This window comes from Acinetobacter sp. 8I-beige, assembly GCF_902505955.1.
In the GTDB taxonomy this organism is placed as follows: Bacteria; Pseudomonadota; Gammaproteobacteria; order Pseudomonadales; family Moraxellaceae; genus Acinetobacter; species Acinetobacter johnsonii.
This window is the reverse complement of the sequence record NZ_LR732792.1, coordinates 1,274,006-1,291,580: the sequence shown is the minus strand read 5'-3', so window position 1 is coordinate 1,291,580 and position 17,575 is coordinate 1,274,006. Positions and strand designations below refer to the sequence as shown.

At 43.7% G+C, this 17,575-nt stretch carries 11 protein-coding genes; 7 read left to right on the top strand and 4 right to left on the bottom strand.

From position 1 onward, the window contains the following. Both GVX98_RS16475 and GVX98_RS16470 read left to right on the top strand, forming a co-directional pair. Positions 1 to 687 (top strand): hypothetical protein, encoded by a 687-nt coding sequence (locus GVX98_RS16475; RefSeq protein ID WP_159128694.1) that lies wholly within the window; start codon positions 1 to 3, stop codon positions 685 to 687. Then, positions 684 to 3,569, top strand: a complete 2,886-nt coding sequence (locus tag GVX98_RS16470; protein ID WP_159128693.1) for a hypothetical protein — start codon at positions 684 to 686, stop codon at positions 3,567 to 3,569. Before GVX98_RS16475 ends, GVX98_RS16470 begins: the two co-directional genes overlap by 4 nt. A 159-nt stretch (positions 3,570 to 3,728) precedes the next feature. Here GVX98_RS16470 and rsmB read toward each other — a convergent pair whose 3' ends face one another. After that, positions 3,729 to 5,033 carry a 16S rRNA (cytosine(967)-C(5))-methyltransferase RsmB gene (rsmB, locus tag GVX98_RS16465; protein ID WP_159128692.1) on the bottom strand — a complete coding sequence of 435 codons (1,305 nt, stop codon included), beginning with the start codon at positions 5,031 to 5,033 and terminating at the stop codon, positions 3,729 to 3,731. Beyond that, positions 5,033 to 5,992 carry a methionyl-tRNA formyltransferase gene (gene fmt / locus GVX98_RS16460; RefSeq protein WP_078425150.1) on the bottom strand — a complete coding sequence of 320 codons (960 nt, stop codon included), beginning with the start codon at positions 5,990 to 5,992 and terminating at the stop codon, positions 5,033 to 5,035. The genes rsmB and fmt overlap by 1 nt, the downstream gene beginning before the upstream one ends. A gap of 471 nt (positions 5,993 to 6,463) precedes the next feature. Between fmt and ilvD (GVX98_RS16455) the strand changes: the two genes are divergently transcribed. The 5 genes from ilvD (GVX98_RS16455) to GVX98_RS16435 all read left to right on the top strand — a co-directional run bounded on the left by ilvD (GVX98_RS16455) (position 6,464) and on the right by GVX98_RS16435 (position 14,924). Beyond that, the gene (gene ilvD / locus GVX98_RS16455; RefSeq protein WP_159128691.1) at positions 6,464 to 8,293 is read left to right on the top strand and encodes a dihydroxy-acid dehydratase; all 1,830 of its coding nucleotides are present in this window, start codon (positions 6,464 to 6,466) and stop codon (positions 8,291 to 8,293) included. 366 nt (positions 8,294 to 8,659) lie between these two features. Beyond that, positions 8,660 to 10,345: a dihydroxy-acid dehydratase gene (ilvD, locus tag GVX98_RS16450; protein WP_005401430.1), complete on the top strand. Its 1,686-nt coding sequence runs from the start codon at positions 8,660 to 8,662 to the stop codon at positions 10,343 to 10,345. A 71-nt stretch (positions 10,346 to 10,416) separates the two neighbouring features. Continuing rightward, positions 10,417 to 11,715: a hypothetical protein gene (locus GVX98_RS16445; protein WP_159128690.1), complete on the top strand. Its 1,299-nt coding sequence runs from the start codon at positions 10,417 to 10,419 to the stop codon at positions 11,713 to 11,715. Between the two features lie 204 nt (positions 11,716 to 11,919). Then, the gene (locus GVX98_RS16440; RefSeq protein ID WP_159128689.1) at positions 11,920 to 14,025 is read left to right on the top strand and encodes a TonB-dependent siderophore receptor; all 2,106 of its coding nucleotides are present in this window, start codon (positions 11,920 to 11,922) and stop codon (positions 14,023 to 14,025) included. 161 nt (positions 14,026 to 14,186) lie between these two features. After that, positions 14,187 to 14,924, top strand: a complete 738-nt coding sequence (locus GVX98_RS16435) for a sulfite exporter TauE/SafE family protein (RefSeq protein WP_159128688.1) — start codon at positions 14,187 to 14,189, stop codon at positions 14,922 to 14,924. Here GVX98_RS16435 and GVX98_RS16430 read toward each other — a convergent pair. Together GVX98_RS16430 and GVX98_RS16425 are read right to left on the bottom strand one after the other, a co-directional pair. Next, on the bottom strand, positions 14,921 to 15,826 hold the full coding sequence (locus GVX98_RS16430; RefSeq protein WP_159128687.1) for a LysR family transcriptional regulator: 906 nt from the start codon (positions 15,824 to 15,826) through the stop codon (positions 14,921 to 14,923). The two genes, GVX98_RS16435 and GVX98_RS16430, sit on opposite strands and share 4 nt — an antisense overlap. A gap of 160 nt (positions 15,827 to 15,986) precedes the next feature. Further along, a complete protein-coding gene (locus tag GVX98_RS16425; RefSeq protein ID WP_159128686.1) occupies positions 15,987 to 17,288 on the bottom strand; it encodes a solute carrier family 23 protein in 1,302 nt (433 codons plus the stop codon). Positions 17,289 to 17,575: the final 287 nt, after the last annotated feature.

Here is a 17,575-nt window from a genome sequence, read left to right as displayed (position 1 = left end):
ATGCCAAAGACCTTGAAGGGTATCATCGTTGGTTTGTTCATGTTCAATGGCCTATCGAGTGCTATGGCAGAACAATCAATCAAACCAATCTCACAAGTTCAGCAATTGGCTCAGCAGGTCGAGGCTGAGTTGCATGGGACAGATCCATTACTTCGCTATCATGCCTATAAAGCCAAAGTGTGGCTAAGCTATGCGAAGAGTGAAATTTCAGCACAAGGACTAAGCAGTGCAGGGCAGGAAGCACTACAGCAGGCTCAAATTTTAGTGGATGGATTCAATCAGCCTACTCAATTATCCCTCACCACCCCTGTTTTAAGTATGGCACAGGTCATGCGTCGTGATCTTTGGGTTCAGTTAGAGTATTTAAAGGGGCAGGGTGCGATCCATGTTGCGCCAGAGCGTTTGGCGCAAGCCGAGGTTACTCTCGTGTGGGCAGCAGTCGAATACTGTGAACTGGGTTGGCGTCATGCTCGCGAGCACTTTCAAGCAGCAGAACGTACGATTTTTCAAATCCAACAGCAGTTGCCTTATGTGGTAATGATGACCTCTGATGCGTTTGACCTACCTACGTTGGTGCAACTGAATGGACACGGCTGTCAGGGCGTAAATGCACAATATTGGCCACTTTTAAATATCGCTCAAATTCAAGTTCAGAGTAGCCGCAGCAGTGAAGGAAATCAAAAATGACAAAGCATTATTTCACTCGTGTTTTGCTTGCTTCACTATGTGTTACTTCTACTTTACAAACCGTAGCTGCAGCTGATGTTGCTGCGAGTGCCAATGAAGTTCAAATTCAGCGTAGTTTTGTTAATTTATCTTTTAATCAACCGGCTTTGAGTGGAACGCATGCTCAGCTTTCAGAGAGTCAGGTTGAGGGGTGGTTAACCACGCATAAATTGCCAAAGTTGATTGAAATATGGCGAGGTAAAGGCCCAGACGGTAATGCACCAACATCATGGGGAACGAGCAATTCAGCAAATCAATATGCTGAATTAAATGCTGAAGATGCATCTGCGCTCTATCAATCGGTATGTTTATTTAAGAATGAAGAGTTTACTTGGAATTTTAAACATGCTGCGCGTTCAAGTACGAATGAACAAGCTACTTTTTATATTGGGAAAGTAGGGACAGGGGATCGATTAAACTATTCCATAAATCAGACTATTGGAACTAGCCAACCTGTGACTCAATTGTTTGCATGGAAAGATGCCAATGCAAACCCAACAACAAATAAAGCTACAGTCACAGCAGAAAGTGGTATATACCAATTTATTTTTTCAGCAACAAGATGGGGGAGTTCAAGAACACTAGGGAACTTTTTAGATGATATTAAAATTGGTTTAAAACCTGCAGTTGAATTTAGCGCAAGTTCAAATAAATATTATGAAGGCAATGATAGTACGACGGGCAAAAAACAGGCTGTGCCTTTTAATATCGTCGGGCAGATTTTAAGTGCTTCAGATATGCCTGTGCTTAACTTTAAAGTTGACTATCCTCCTAACTATAGTGGTGTTAAAGCGGTTTATGGCGTTAATTATAAATTATACAAACAGGAAGGGGCGGCTTTAGTTGAGCTTGGCAGTGCAGATGGCTTAAGTAAATCGAACCAAGATACCTCCATTACCTTTAACTATACGCCTGTTTATAATAGTGCTTTGGACTATACCAAAGGTGTACAAGTCAACGGTTTGGTGATTGGTATTTTAGGCAATACCACCGTCAATGCCGATATCACAGTTCCTTTTTCTTTTGCTCTGGATCCTACGAGTAAAGCCATTGCCACATCATTGAGCTCTTGTGGCAATAGTCAGGCAGATGTCAAATTTGATTTAAACATTCAAGAAGATGATGTTGACCTTTCAGTGGTGAAAGCACTGACCAGCGATTCGCTGACCATTAAAGATCGTTTGGTTTCTTATACGTTAGAGGTTGAAAATAAAACCACTGCTCAAGCAGATAGTGTGTTCTTACACGATAGTTTTAAAAATTTACAACGTATAACAACCACTGGCAGTAATCAGACCACTCTGATGTGTGAAGACATCACAGATGGAACCAGTAAAGCATGTCCAACGCAGTGGACGGATGCCAATGCACTCACAGCACTCTTCTCCAATACTGCGGGTACGGGCCTAAACCTTGGTGATATTCCTGCTAAGGCTAAGTATCGATTCACCATTAAGAACCTACTGGTTACAGATACGGATACATCAACCAATGGGCAGACGGTAAATACAGCCACCATTGAAACCACAGCGATGTCTGACTTTGAGCCAAGCAATAATATCTCGACAGTTCAAAAGCCGATTATCGGCAAGAGTGATTTGTCCAATAACAAAGCGAATGCGTCTACGACAGAAACAGGCGTAGGCATCTTTAATATTGCGCAAGGTGGACGAACAGGTGCTGCTTTACTCACCAAGTCAGCAGACAACACGGCGAAAGTTTATTTTCCTTTAAATATTCAAAATGACAGTGCTTTTGCACAAGACTATAAGTTATATGCATCTAGAACATCTGTTGAGCCGACATTAAATAACACCGATTATTCAACTTTAGTACAAAGTGGTATTAACCCTTTTACCTCAGGGCTTAGAGTTGAGTTTTATCCATTGACCACTGAGCAATGTAAAGCTGGAATGACAGGGCAGAGTATTAGCCAACTTAATATTTCAGCCAAAACTACAGCTCAGGTTTGTGCTGTGGTAAGCGTATTACCCTCAGCAAGTAATAGCACCAACATTTGGTTTGCCATTGAATCGGTACAAACGGGTTTTGGTGATGTCATTTTAGATGTGGTCAGTTCACTGCAGGCGCAACAACGTCAATTAATTTTAGTGAATGATCAGCAAGCACAGATTCGGACCGGCGGAACTTTTGTCTTTGCACATCGCTTAACCAATCAGGGCCGTGTGACTGAAAGTGGCATTAAGCTCAGTATTAATCTGCTAAAACCGAATGATGGATTTTTATACACTTTATTTATTGACCAAAATGGTGATGGTCTTTTAGATGGGGGTGATGTGATGGTGAAAGATTCGGATCGTTATCAGTTACAAGCGGGTGAACAAAAAGCAATTTTGGTCAAAGTGGAAGCACCGACCAGTGCTGTGAATGGTATGACCAGCCAAGTCGAGTTGATTGCGACACCAGACAATACCAATCAAAGCTTGAGTTTAAGCCCAATCTCAAACAAAGATTTGGTCACGATTGGCATTAATCAAATCACCTTACATAAAACGCAGTTCAAACAGCCGGGATGTACGGATATGTCTGCTTTACAAGTGGTGAATGCAGCGTATCAAATCGGAAGCACGCAAATTGGTCGTAATGATTGTATTGTTTACCGCATTATGGTGAAAAATATGGGGGAGTATCCTTTAACCAATGTTGAAGTTAGCGATATGTACCCCGCGTACACCACACCGTGGAATTCGAATAATGTGCTCCCTATGAAAGAGTCTGGAGAAAAAGTTACCCCTCAAGGTAAAAGTGTCTCAACCATTTTCACCGAGCTGTTACCGAACCAGCAAAAGAGTCTGTATTTTGGAATTCGTTTACAGCCATAGGGTCTTGTAATCCAACCTCAATTTTAAATAAAAAAACCGAGTAAAATTCACTCGGTCTTTTTATGAATGTTTAATTTTGGGGTTTGATAACAGAGACCATCAAGATTTATTTGCTAATACCATCCATGAAAAAAAGGAGCCTTTCAGCTCCTTTTATTTTTAAATCTTTTCAATGCGACAATAATAAAAACCATCGCCACGCCCTACTTGTGGGAGTAGTTGGCGACCATGAATTTGCTCAATACCCCAATCGGCATCAATTTTAATTTCTTTCGCATCCGTATGTTCAGCAAAGAAGTCGATCATTTGCTGTTCATTCTCGGCTTTTAAAATTGAGCAGGTGATGTATAGCAATGTGCCGCCCACTTTGAGTTGTTGCCACATATTTTCCAGAATTTGCTTTTGCAGCTGTACCGTTTTGGCAATATCCCCTGACTGACGCAGCAAACGAATATCGGGATGGCGACGGATTACCCCAATGGCAGAACAGGGTGCATCGAGAACGATACAATCCGCCAGTTCAGGCGATGTCCATTTCACTGCATCGGCAGTGATAATGTCGACATATTTTTCATTTAAAGCCAAACGCTCTAAGTTTTCAGAGACTCGTTTTAAGCGCTTTTCATCTTGGTCGAGTGCAATCAGTTTTTTCGGCTGATACATCTCTAAAATATGCGCTGTCTTGCCGCCAGGTGCTGCACAGGCATCAATTACGAATTTGCCATTTAAGTCGGGTAACAAAATTGCACAGAGTTGCGCATGTTCATCTTGTACTGAAAAACCACCTACTTCAAAACCTGGTAGGCTTGGGATATGCAGACTGTCATCCAGCACAATGCCGACATTTGAAAGTTCACAGGCATGGGCTTCAATGCCTTCATCTTCTAAAATTTCAAGATATTCGTCACGGCTGACTTGTAAGGTGTTTACTCTTAAGGTTAAGGGTGCAACTTGTTTCAGCTCATAGCTGATTTCAGCCAGTTGCTCGCCCCAGTCCTTTTTCAAACGTTTGGATAACCAACTTGGCAGATTCGAGGCTTGTTCTAGAACATCGTAGAACTGTTCCGTTTCACGTGTTGCACGGCGCAAAATAGCATTCACCACACCACTTAAGCTTTCCATACCCAATTGTTTGGCTGCTTCTACCGTTTCAGAAATCGCGGCATGCGCTGCAACGCGGGTACACAGCAATTGGTATAAACCCACATATAAACAGGTTTCAACGACTTGGTTTTCCAGTGGCTTAGTCAACAACGGTAAAGTCACTTGTTTAAGCGCATGCCATTGGCGTAAACAGCCAAGAACTAATTCATGGTACAAGGCACGGTCTTTGTCAGACACAATTGCCATGTGTTGCTGAAGTACCGATGCCAGTGATTGACCATTTTGGACAGCCAATAACGTTTTAACAACCTGAGCACGTAAGTTTAGAGTCTTACCTGAGGCGTGGGGAGATTGTTTCATTATAAAATTTGTCCAATATTCAGTTTTTGGGTTTGTAAAATTTGTACGGCATTTAGGGGTTTACCACCCGGCCATTGCAGAGAGCTTAAACACACCGCGTGTTCATCGCCACAAGCGACATGAACACCTTGTTTATCGATGGCTAAAATGGTCCCTGCAGCTTGAGCTTGGGCATTTTCTTGAGACAACATCGAACCCCAAACGCGCAGATTATTGCTTTCATCCAGTGCGATAAATGCGACAGGCCATGGGTTAAATGCACGAATATTACGGTCAATTTGCACCGCTGTTGAAGTCCAATCAATTTGCGCTTCAGCCTTAGAGAGTTTGTGTGCATAGACTGTCAAAGCTTCATCTTGCACTTCGCGGTTGTCTAAATAGTGCTGCAATGTGCTTTCAGAGGCTAACACTTTGACCGTCGCTTCGGCCCCTTGTTGTGCCAATTTGTCATGCAAGCTTGCAGAGGTATCTGTAGCTTCAATCGGGCAGTAGGTTTTATACATCATATCGCCCGTATCCAAACCTGCGGCCATTTTCATAATGGTGACCCCAGTTTCGGTATCTCCAGTAGAAATTGCGCGTTGAATAGGCGCTGCACCCCGCCAGCGTGGCAACAGCGAACCGTGAATGTTCAAACAGCCATATTTAGGCGTATCCAAAACCACTTGCGGCAAAATCAGGCCATAAGCAGCCACCACCATCACATCTGCATTTAAGGCCTTGAGTTCAGCTTGAGCAGCCAGACCTTCTTCGGTTGAAGACTTAAAATGCAGTGGTTGATAGACAGGAATATCATGTGCTAAAGCCAACTGCTTCACGGCTGAAGCGGTAAGTTTCTGCCCACGACCTGCTTTACGGTCAGGTTGCGTATAGACTGCTACAATTTCATGTTCTGTTTTTAGGAGAGCGTCTAATGCCACAGCCGCAAATTCGGGCGTGCCTGCAAAGATGATTTTCAAGAAATACTCGGAAAAAAGGATAAGATTAAAACAATTATAGCAAAACTCGAGCAGCTACAGATTTATCCTGCATAAAAAGCCGATAGAGTAGTTCTAACTAGATGATGTGCGAGAGTTTTATTCAAAAAATAGCGCAAGGATCCTTGATAGCGTATCGCTCAAAATTTGTATTTCATATAAATAAAACTCATGCAAAATTTAAAAATTATTCATGGAAGTTTTGTATTGCAAGGTGAGTGAACGGGTTATAGTAGTTTCCATATGCAATTGAATGTCAGCTCATCGGTTAAAATGTAGCGCGCAAACTTACTGCCTTCGGTAATTTAGGTCGAGATGCCTAAAAACGAGATTTACGTAGAATGCGAATATGTTATGTTTAAATTTTTGACAGTTTGACACTCTCAGAACTCAGATTTTAGCCAGAGTGAATGTGGACATTCATCTCAAGCACAACTATGTTGGAAAAGTACAATGCCTGACTATCGTTCAAAAACATCAACACACGGAAGAAACATGGCGGGTGCGCGTGGCTTATGGCGCGCAACGGGGATGAAAGACGAAGACTTTGGTAAGCCGATTATTGCGGTAGTCAACTCATTCACTCAATTTGTACCGGGTCACGTTCATTTAAAAGACTTAGGTCAACTTGTGGCACGTCAAATTGAGAAAGCAGGTGGCGTAGCTAAAGAATTTAATACCATTGCCGTTGATGATGGGATCGCGATGGGCCACGATGGCATGCTGTATTCATTGCCTTCACGTGACCTCATCGCAGACTCAGTGGAATACATGGTCAATGCGCACTGTGCTGATGCGATGGTGTGTATTTCGAACTGTGACAAAATTACCCCGGGCATGTTGATGGCGTCTATGCGTCTGAATATTCCTGTGGTATTTGTGTCTGGTGGGCCGATGGAAGCGGGTAAAGTGAAAATCCGTGGTAATGAACACGCGATTGACCTTGTCGATGCCATGATTGTCGCAGCAGATGACAGTTTCACCGATGAAGAAGTGGCTGAATACGAACGTTCAGCTTGTCCAACCTGTGGTTCATGTTCAGGCATGTTCACTGCAAACTCAATGAACTGTTTAACCGAAGCTTTGGGATTATCGCTTCCGGGCAATGGTTCAACCTTAGCGACCCATGCGAACCGTAAAAAGCTATTCGAGCGTGCGGGTCAGTTGATCGTTGAAATTACCAAACGCCATTACGAACAAAACGATTACAGCTTATTGCCACGTTCAATCGCGACCAAAGCAGCCTTTGAAAATGCCATGACGCTTGATATTTCAATGGGCGGTTCAACCAATACCGTTTTACACTTGTTGGCAGCGGCACACGAAGCTGAAGTTGACTTTACTATGACCGATATTGACCGTTTGTCACGTAAAGTGCCTGTGCTATGTAAAGTTGCACCTGCAAAGCAAGATGTGCACATGGAAGATGTACACCGTGCGGGTGGCATCATGTCGATCTTGGGGGAATTGGATCGTGCCGGGTTGCTGGATACGTCTGTACCGACTGTGCATGAAAAAACCTTAAAAGATGCTTTGGACAAGTGGGACATCATCCGCACTGAAGACGAAGACGTGTATCAATTCTTCCGCTCAGCACCGGGCGGTGTACCGACGCAAACGGCATTTTCACAAGACCGTTATTATTCACGATTGGATGGCGACCGTAACAACGGTGTGATTCGTAATGCTGAGCATGCCTTCTCTCAAGATGGTGGTTTGGCAGTGCTGTATGGCAACATCGCATTAGAAGGCTGTATTGTGAAAACTGCGGGTGTGGATGATTCCATCTTGAAATTCAACGGTACGGCACGTGTGTTTGAAAGCCAAGATGCTGCGGTAGAAGCGATTCTAGGTGGCAAAATCACTGCGGGTGATGTAGTCGTCATTCGTTACGAAGGGCCACGTGGTGGTCCGGGCATGCAAGAAATGTTGTATCCAACCAGTTACTTAAAATCGAAAGGTTTGGGCAAAGACTGTGCTTTGTTAACGGATGGTCGTTTCTCGGGCGGTTCATCGGGTCTTTCGATTGGTCACGTGTCTCCAGAAGCAGCTGAAGGTGGTGCGATTGGTTTAGTGGAAGATGGCGACCGTATCGAGATCGATATTCCAAACCGTAGTATTCACTTGGCCGTGGATGAAGCAACCATGGCTGCGCGCCGTGAAGTGCAAGAAGCTAAAGGTTGGCAACCTGCTGAACAGCGTCCGCGTAAAGTCTCTAAAGCTTTAAAAGCCTATGCGATGCATACTACCAGTGCGTCTAAAGGTGCGGTACGTGACATTTAAGCTGTAGTCTTTGACTGATTAAAAAAGCACTTCATTTGGGGTGCTTTTTTATTGATTGATGAAAATAGCACAGTCGCAATTTACAGTACGGTTTGTACTGTTATTACGTAGACGAGGTTTTACTTTTGACGGCACAAAAGTAACAAAATGCCTTTGTTCCCCTGATATGGCATCCCTGCTATACAGTGAAACAGCGACATCTATGTCGCTTCATCATGTGATCTGATTTGGGTAGAACCACAATGAATGGTTTCATGTAATACCCAGCGAGTCGCTTTCATGTCTAGCCTGCTTTCTATACAATAAAAACAGAAAAAATTGCCAAGACTGTAGAGCAATACGCAGCCATCGCTAAGGACAAATACAATGAGTAAAGACAATATCCGCGAACATTCAGCTCCTGTTTATGAAGGCATTGAAAATGCGCCCGCACGTTCCATGATGCGTGCCACAGGCTTTAAAGATTCAGACTTTACTCGTCCCTTTGTCGGTATTGCGTCTACTTGGGCCAATGTCACGCCGTGTAATATGCATATTAATGAACTGGCACGTGAGGCCGAAAAAGGGGTTAATCAAGCTGGCGGAAAAGGCATTATTTTTAATACCATCACCATTTCAGATGGTATTTCTAACGGCACCGAAGGCATGAAGTATTCTTTGTTGAGCCGTGAAATTATTGCCGATTCGATTGAAGCCGTGGTGGGCTGTCAGGCCTATGATGGCGTGATCGCGATTGGTGGCTGTGACAAAAACATGCCAGGTTGCATCATGGGCTTAGCCCGTTTGAACCGTCCAGGTTTGTTTGTTTATGGTGGGACAATCAAGCCGGGCGCAGGGCATACCGATATGATTTCCGTGTTTGAAGCCGTGGGTCAACACGCCAAAGGTGAAATCAGTGCCATTCAAGTCAAACAGATTGAAGAAGTGGCACTGCCGGGGCCGGGTTCTTGTGGCGGTATGTACACTGCAAACTCGATGGCTTCTGCGATTGAAGCCTTGGGCATGAGTTTGCCGGGCTCCTCTGCACAAGAAGCGGTTTCGGATGACAAGCGGATCGACTGTCAAAAAGCAGGTGAAGCGGTGATGAATTTACTGCGCTTAGACCTGAAACCACGCGACATTATGACCAAAGCTGCATTTGAAAACTCAATTAAAGTGCTGATTGCCTTGGGTGGTTCAACCAATGGGGTGCTGCACTTACTGGCGATGGCACATACCGCTGGAGTTGAACTGAGTTTGGATGATTTTGTCCGTATCGGGCAAGATATTCCCGTGGTGGCTGATGTGCGCCCATCTGGCAAATATTTGATGTCTGAGCTGATTGCGATTGGGGGCATTCAACCGCTGATGAAGCGGATGTTAGATGCTGGCATGCTCGATGGTTCATGTTTAACCGTAACCGGAAAGACCTTGGCGGAAAATTTGGCTGAGGTTGAAGACTATCCAGAAGGTCAGCAGATTATTTTACCGTTCGACGCGCCAATTAAAAAAGACTCTCACTTGGTAGTGCTTAAAGGTAACCTGTCTCCAACAGGTGCTGTGGCTAAAATTACTGGCAAAGAAGGCCTGTACTTTGAAGGGCCTGCACGTGTCTTTGAAGGTGAAATTGGCGCAATGCGTGGCATTTTAGATGGTGAAGTTCAAGCGGGTGAAGTGGTGGTGATTCGTGGTGAAGGGCCTAAAGGTGGACCGGGCATGCCAGAAATGCTGAAACCGACCTCAGCGATTATTGGTAAAGGTCTCGGTAAATCAGTGGCGCTGATCACCGATGGTCGTTTCTCAGGAGGTAGTCATGGTTTTGTCATTGGTCATGTCACCCCAGAAGCCTATGAAGGTGGGCCAATTGGTTTAGTGCAAAATGGTGATAAAATTTCAATCAATGCAGAAACTCGCGAAATGACATGGCATGTTTCGGCAGAAGAAATTGCAGCGCGTCAAGCCGCGTGGGTGAAACCGCAACCGAATTATCGTTATGGGGCTTTGGCCAAGTTTGCAAAACTGACCACTGGTGCGGAAAAAGGCGCGGTAACTGATCTAAATTTAGATGTCTAATTGATCATTTTGCTGTGAATTGATATAAACCCTTGTAGTACTTTCAAGGGTTTAATTTAGAGGCTTTGCTCATGTCACTGTTGCGTCGATGGTTCGATCCGATTCGATCGCGTTGGTTTTATCAAAAACCGATTCGTCAAACGGTCGTCTCTACAGAACAAGGCTTGAGTATTCATTTACGCCTCGACGATGTATATAGCTATTTAGCGGTTCAGCAGTTACCACAAATTGAAGAAATTTTGGCGGACGAACTGAAACCATTGAAGGTGGTCATTTCCAGTCAAGCCGCTGAACCGCCGAACCAAATGTCGGCTTTGGAGTGGCAAACTTATTGTTTAAATGATGCCAAAATTCTGTCGCGCCAGCACCGTTTTAGCTTTCATGAAACGCCAGAACAACCCAGTTCAGAAGCATTGAGCCAAGCAGAGACCATCCTGCGGCATACGCCGCTGCGTGGGCAGGACTTTTTATATTTGCTGGAAGATGTGTTTCACATGCTGTGGCAAAAACAAGAGGGTAAGCTGCGCACCTTATATGCGATGGCCAGCCGTCACCATCAAGAGCAACACTTTCCAGAACGTATTTTTAATGATGATGCGGTATTGGCCAGTTACTTCCAGCTTGGTGACCGTCAGTACCATGCCGTCGATGATCTGCTGCGTTTAACGCGCCGTTTAAAGCAACAAAAATTATTTACCGATAACCCCATTTTCTTGATCAATCATATTGATTGGCGTGAGCATTTGATTAGTGATGCTGAAGAGTTAAATGAAATTCAGGCGCTCGATCCAGAGTTAGACCTATACGTTGCGCTGGAAGATCCAATTTCATGGTTGCTATTGGCCTATATTAAAGAAGAACTCGCCGATTATTATAATATTCAGCTCAATGTCTACCCCCTCAGCTATCACGGTCGAGACGGGTTTGATTGGAGTTTGGCAACGCGTTTATCCAAACGGACAGAAATCAAATTCACACCGTTTTGCCGTCCGACGCAAGCAGCCACTTTGGCGATGGCACAGTTATTTTATAGCGTGCCTGAAGAGCAGCGCGTTGATGCCATGTATCGGATTTTGAAAGCCGTTTGGACCCAAGGCAAAGATTTATCCTTTAAGTCACATTTTGATCAACTGAAGCAAGAATTGGAAATCACAGCATTGATCACCGAAGATGTGGAAGCCAAGCTTCAAGAAAATGACATGCTCTGTGAAATGAAGTCCCAGCCTGACTTCCCCGTGATTGAACTGCGCGTGGATGGGCAGAGCTATGTCTTTAATAGTCTGTATCGCGTCTGGATGATTGAAAGTATTTTTAGTAATGTGCTCGAAGACCAATATAAAACCGACCCTGTGGATGAAAGCGAAGGCTGAGTTTTGTTACCTCTTATTAATTAAAACAGTCCAATGACACATGAAGTCCAAAGCCGATGGTGTTTTTAGGCTGAGTCATTGAAGTGCTTATTAATAATGTTAATGAGGTTTAACAATTAAATTCATTGTTAAATTTTATTAATAAATAGGCTTCCAAATGAAAATGATTATAATTGGCATTCTTTCTGTCTGTTGATTGATGTTATGCGTTTTCATATTTCTTCTTTGAGCTTATCCATTCTGGCCGTGATGACTACAGCAGCATTTGCTCAGGGCGAGACACTGGAAACAGCATCATCCCAAGTTTTACCGACTTTGCAATTTGAAGCCCAAGATGCAGATGAAAAAGCGGCATATGCAGCAAAAACTGCATCAGCTGTTTTACGTTCCGATGCACCGCTGTTTGAAACTGCGCAATCGATCAGCGTGATTAGTGAAAAACAACTCGAACAGAAACAAGCGAAAACACTGTCTGAAGCCTTGCAGGGTGTAGCGGGGGTCACCGCAGGACAGTATGGTCGCCGTGGTTGGGATGACTTTATTATTCGTGGGCAGGTTTCCAGCGCACAGACCTATGTCGATGGCTTGCGTATTCAAACTTCTGATAATGCCCTACGTTCAGAAGACATCAGTGGTTTACAGTCGATTGAAGTGGTGAAAGGGCCGACATCGACTGGTTTTGGCTTTGCCTTGCCGGGCGGCTTAGTTAACTTAACCACCAAGCGTCCTGAAGCTGAAACTTTTTCTCGGGGCAGTGTGAGCTATGGCAGCAATGCCTTTGTAGATGGCACATTTGATATCAACTATGCGCCAAATGATAGCGAAAAAGGGGCGTTTCGTGTTGTTGGGAGAGTGTCTGATCAGGATGATCCAACAGATTATGTTTATTTTAAAAATTATTATATTGCGCCGTCTTATAATTTTGACTTAGGCGACAAAGATGATTTGTCTGTCATCGCCAGTTACCAGCGCCGTGAATATGTCCGTCAACAGGGTATTCCATATAGTGGTGGAAATTATAAGAAATATTCACATAGTCTGTTCTTTGGCGATCCTGACTATGGTTATGACATTGATGTTTATCGTTTAGGTTCGAACTATGCGCATTATTTTGATAATGCTTGGACTTTTAAACAAAACTTTGCTGTGACTAAAACTGAGACATTGGGGGATTCGATTTTAGCATCTGGTCGAAGTGTATTACCTACAATTAAACGTGCAATTAATAATCAAGATAAGCAAGATGTGAATTATACCTTAGACAATAATTTACAGCGAAATTTCAATTTCGAGCATATAAACTATGATGTAATGGTTGGTTTAGATATGATGCGTGAGCGTAGTGATTATTATCGTCGAACAGATACGATCAATGATTTTGATGTAAATAATCCAAGTTATGGAAATATAAGTATCAAAAAAGTAGGTGTGCCAACGGAAGAAATCACCTATAGCCAATATGCAGGTTTGTATTTAAGAAACACCATTAAAATTGATGATGACTGGATTATTGGGCTCTCTGGACGCCATGACTGGACTCAAGTTGAAATTGACAATATCCTAACAAATACAACAACTAAAAATTCAGATAATGCTTTTACGGGTAGTGCATCGGTGATGTACCGTATCAATGATATGTTTGCACCATATATCAGTTATGCAACCTCATTTATGCCGGTGACTGATTCTGGTGAAAATGGTTCGTTGCTTGATCCAGAAGAAGGGAAACAAGCTGAAGTTGGGGTTAAATTCCAAGGGTTGAATCAAAGACTGCAAGGCTATGTGGCTTATTATGATTTAACTCGTCAGAATGTCACAGAAACAGATGCTTCAGGGAATTTTTCAATTCAAACAGGTGAGCAAGTCACAAAGGGCTTTGAAACAGAATTATCAGCTGCTCTAACTGATCAATGGAACCTGACCGCAACCTATAGTTATATTCCAACTGCAAAAATTACTGACAGTGAAACAAGCAGCGATATTGGCAAGCGAATTAACCATGTGCCTAAAAATGCCGCCTCTTTATCAACCCAATACTTCTTTGCAGATGAACAACTGGGCTGGAATATTGGTGCCAGTGCGAATTATCAAGGCGAGCGTACAGCACAACGTGGGACTGATTATGTACCGCTATCGAGCTATACGCTGTACGACGTCAGTGCCGGTTATGAAGCGAAAAATTGGGGCGCAAAGTTCAGTGTAAAAAACCTGTTTGATAAAGAGTATTTAGTCGGAACCACACCAAATGCGCAATTGGTCAATTGGGGCGATCCACGTACTTTCCGCTTCAGCCTAAATTTCAAATACTAAGCAGAATTACACCGCATCACATCCGGATTCAATAAAAGTTGAGTCCAGACCATTCTTTCCAGTAAGCCTCAATCTTTGATTGAGGCTTACTTCTAAAAACAGTGATATGAGCCCAGATTTAAATTTTATAGCATGGCGCTAAGTGTTTAGAGAGAAGCGTCATGCTTGCTTTTGTTATTTTTGTTTTTGCTGTCGCAGGCATGATTAAGGGCACCATTGGCTTAGGCCTGCCCGCCGTGTCGATGGGACTTTTATCTTTGGTGATTAGCCCATTTCAAGCGGCAACTTTGCTGATTATCCCTTCCATGGTCACGAACTTTTGGCAATTGTTTGCAGAAGGGCGTGTACTGCGATTGGTACAACGCTTTTGGCCGTTGCTGGTGGGCATGATCATTGGTTCAGTTTGGAGTGTTTTTCCTACACTTGGACATGGCGAATTTCAAAGTGAAGCGCTGTTGGGCGGGATGCTGGCCATTTATGGTCTATATGGTTTGTTTTCCAAAAATATGCCCAACTTAGCCCCGTATGAAAAATATTTATCACCGATCATGGGCTATTTGGGCGGTGCTTTGACGGTGGCGACAGGAGTGGTGGTGATTCCCGTGGTACCGTATTTGCAGTCCTTGCATTTGAAACGGGATGATTTGGTACAATCACTCGGCCTTGCCTTTACCGTTTCAACTTTATGTTTGGCCGTGTATTTACATCTAAATCCTGTTGAAGACACTCCCATTGACTATCAACTGTCGTTGATCGCACTGCTTCCTGCATTGCTCGGAATGTGGTTGGGCACCAAAATTCGCTACCGCATCCCTGAGCAAGCCTTTCGTAAGGTGTTCTTTGTGGGCCTAGTGCTATTTGGCAGTTATATGGTTTTACATCAACTGGGTTGGCTTTAATGCAGAATGAGTTGGTCATGTTGGCTCAAGAGGAATTGACTAAAGCGTTGATAATCTGCGGGGAGCTGATCAAAACACCGGGCTGCTAACAGCAACTTGCGGTTGGCCCATTTGCCTAAAAGTTCAATTTGTTGAAAATCATACTGTGCTTTTAAACGCAGGGCTGCCCGCTTGGGAATAATCGCAATGCCGACGCCATTGGCAACGACTTGGGCAATCGCGGCAAAGTTCGGCACCCGTAGACGATAGTGGATGTCACAGCCTAAGCGTTTGGCTTGAGCTTCTATTGACTGTTGTAAGGAGTGATATTGCATGAGGCCCACAAACGGATGTTGCAATAATTCACCCAGTTCCAGTTGTGCCGCAGTGGCAAGTGGATGCTGGCTTGGGCAGATCAGTACCAACGGGTCTTCAGCAAACTCTTGGGTTTCAAGCTGCCCTGCATCAAAAAAACCGGAGATCAGTCCCAACTGTGCCGTGCCTGTGCTGAGGGCCTGAATGATGTCATTGGTTTCGGCTTCTTTCAATTCAATATGAATCTTCGGATTTTCCATTAAATACTGCGGCAGCAAGTGCGGTAAGTACTCACTCTGTGCCGATGAATTGCACCACAATATAATGTTGCTCGTTGCACTGTGGGCAAAGGGCAACATGGCCTGTTGTAATTGCTGCTGTTGTTGCAGTAAGTGCTGCGCATGTTCCGCAAAGGTTTGTCCAGCAAGGGTCGCTTTCACCCCGGTTGCATGGCGGGTAAATAAACTGACTTCAAAATGGTGTTCTAATTTTTTAATCCGTTCACTGGCGGCCTGTAAAGAAATGGCGGAACGTTCTGCACCCTTGGTCAGACTGCCTGTACTCAGGATATTGATAAACAATTGCAGATCAAAAAAATCAAGGCGCATGGCAGGGTCAAAGCGGAAAATGTTGCTTTATCTTAGTCCTTTTTGTGTTTTGAGACATCCTTTAGCATCGTGATATGTGTAAATCGGAGCCAGAGTATCAGAGCAAAAAAAGCAGCCCGAAGGCTGCGATCAACAATGGATAATCAAAATATCAGGCAGATTAATCTTTTTGCCCTAAGCTGAAGAACCAGTTCAAGAACAGCGCTGCAAACGTAGCAGTACCAATACCACCCAAGTTAAAGTTACCAATTTGTAAGGCAAAATCACCTGTACCTAAAATGATGGTGACTGCAGCGACCATCAGGTTTTTGTTTTGTGAAAAATCGACTTTGTTTTCAATCCAGATTTTAGCACCTGCGATGGTAATCAAACCAAAGACCACAATCGATGCACCGGTTAAAATCGCGGTCGGAATGGTATGGATGATGGCACCAAACTTTGGTGACAGGCCTAAGAAAATGGCAAACACACCTGCGATGGCAAAAATGATGGTCGAGTAAACTCGTGTGACTGCCATGACTCCAATGTTTTCACCATAGGTGGTCATGCCTGGTGCACCGACACCCCCTGCTAATGTCGTTGCGACACCATCGGCAACAAATGCTTTACCAATGTGCGGATCAAGGTTTTCACCAGTCATCGCACTCACGGCTTTGATGTGACCGAGGTTTTCTGCCACCAATATCAAAGCAATCGGTGCAATGATCATCATGGCATTGGCATTAAATTCAGGTGCATGAAAAGTCGGCAAACCAAACCAAGCGGCTTGTTGAATCGGGGCAAAATTAATCGCTGTGCCATAGCCCATGACATTGGTCACAATAAAGTAGACCAAGTAAGAAAGTAACAAACCAATTAATAGTAAGAGACGTTGCAATAAGCCACGGGTAAAAACTGCAATCGAGCCCATACATAACACGGTAACCAGTGCCATCCACATATTAAAGGTATTGCCCGCAACGCCTTTAACTGTGACTGGTGCAAGGTTTAGACCGATAATCATCACCACAGCACCTGTCACCACAGGTGGCATCAGTTTTTCAATCCACTTGGTACCCGTTGCCATGACCATAAAACCAAACAAGGTATATAGCACACCGCAGGCAATAATACCGCCACCCGCCATGGCTAAATTGGGATTGAGTGCGCCTGTGCCCGATGCGGTATAGCCCGTTGCTGCAATCACGACCCCAATAAAGGCAAAACTTGAACCTAAATAGCTCGGAACACGGCCACCCGTCATAATAAAGAACAAAATGGTACAAATCCCTGACATTAAAATTGCAAGGTTTGGATCGAAGCCCATCAAGAAAGGTGCAAGAACCGTTGCTCCAAACATGGCAAAGGCATGCTGAACACCTAAAATTGCACTTTGTGAAGCAGGGAGGTATTCACTTGTGCCAACAGGACGTGCATCGATATTGCCTTCGTACGGGCGCCATTTGGGAAACCAATTGGACATTTTTTGAGCACTCTAAAGATAAATTGTGCACATCATACTCTTGTTTTTTAGAAGATTTAATCAGTGATACAAAAAATTGTTCAAACTAATCTTATGACTTTTCAGAACTTTTTACCGCATGGTAAAACTTTTTATTTTTAAAAATAATGATAAATCAAGGTTTAATTGGTAAATTTAGCCAATCGCCCATTCATAAATATTTATGAATGGATTGATAAAAAAATTATAAAAAGTTTGACCATGCGTTCAATAAAAAAGCACATCATGCTGATGTGCTTTAAATGGAG

Bases quoted from the DNA above. Each gene is read 5' to 3' on its own strand.
- GVX98_RS16430 (WP_159128687.1), bottom strand. From the start codon at position 15,826: ATGCGCCTTGATTTTTTTGATCTGCAATTGTTTATCAATATCCTGAGT.
- GVX98_RS16435 (WP_159128688.1), top strand. From the start codon at position 14,187: ATGCTTGCTTTTGTTATTTTTGTTTTTGCTGTCGCAGGCATGATTAAG.
- GVX98_RS16475 (WP_159128694.1), top strand. From the start codon at position 1: ATGCCAAAGACCTTGAAGGGTATCATCGTTGGTTTGTTCATGTTCAAT.
- ilvD (WP_005401430.1), top strand. From the start codon at position 8,660: ATGAGTAAAGACAATATCCGCGAACATTCAGCTCCTGTTTATGAAGGC.
- GVX98_RS16470 (WP_159128693.1), top strand. From the start codon at position 684: ATGACAAAGCATTATTTCACTCGTGTTTTGCTTGCTTCACTATGTGTT.
- GVX98_RS16425 (WP_159128686.1), bottom strand. From the start codon at position 17,288: ATGTCCAATTGGTTTCCCAAATGGCGCCCGTACGAAGGCAATATCGAT.
- ilvD (WP_159128691.1), top strand. From the start codon at position 6,464: ATGCCTGACTATCGTTCAAAAACATCAACACACGGAAGAAACATGGCG.
- GVX98_RS16440 (WP_159128689.1), top strand. From the start codon at position 11,920: ATGCGTTTTCATATTTCTTCTTTGAGCTTATCCATTCTGGCCGTGATG.
- rsmB (WP_159128692.1), bottom strand. From the start codon at position 5,033: ATGAAACAATCTCCCCACGCCTCAGGTAAGACTCTAAACTTACGTGCT.
- GVX98_RS16445 (WP_159128690.1), top strand. From the start codon at position 10,417: ATGTCACTGTTGCGTCGATGGTTCGATCCGATTCGATCGCGTTGGTTT.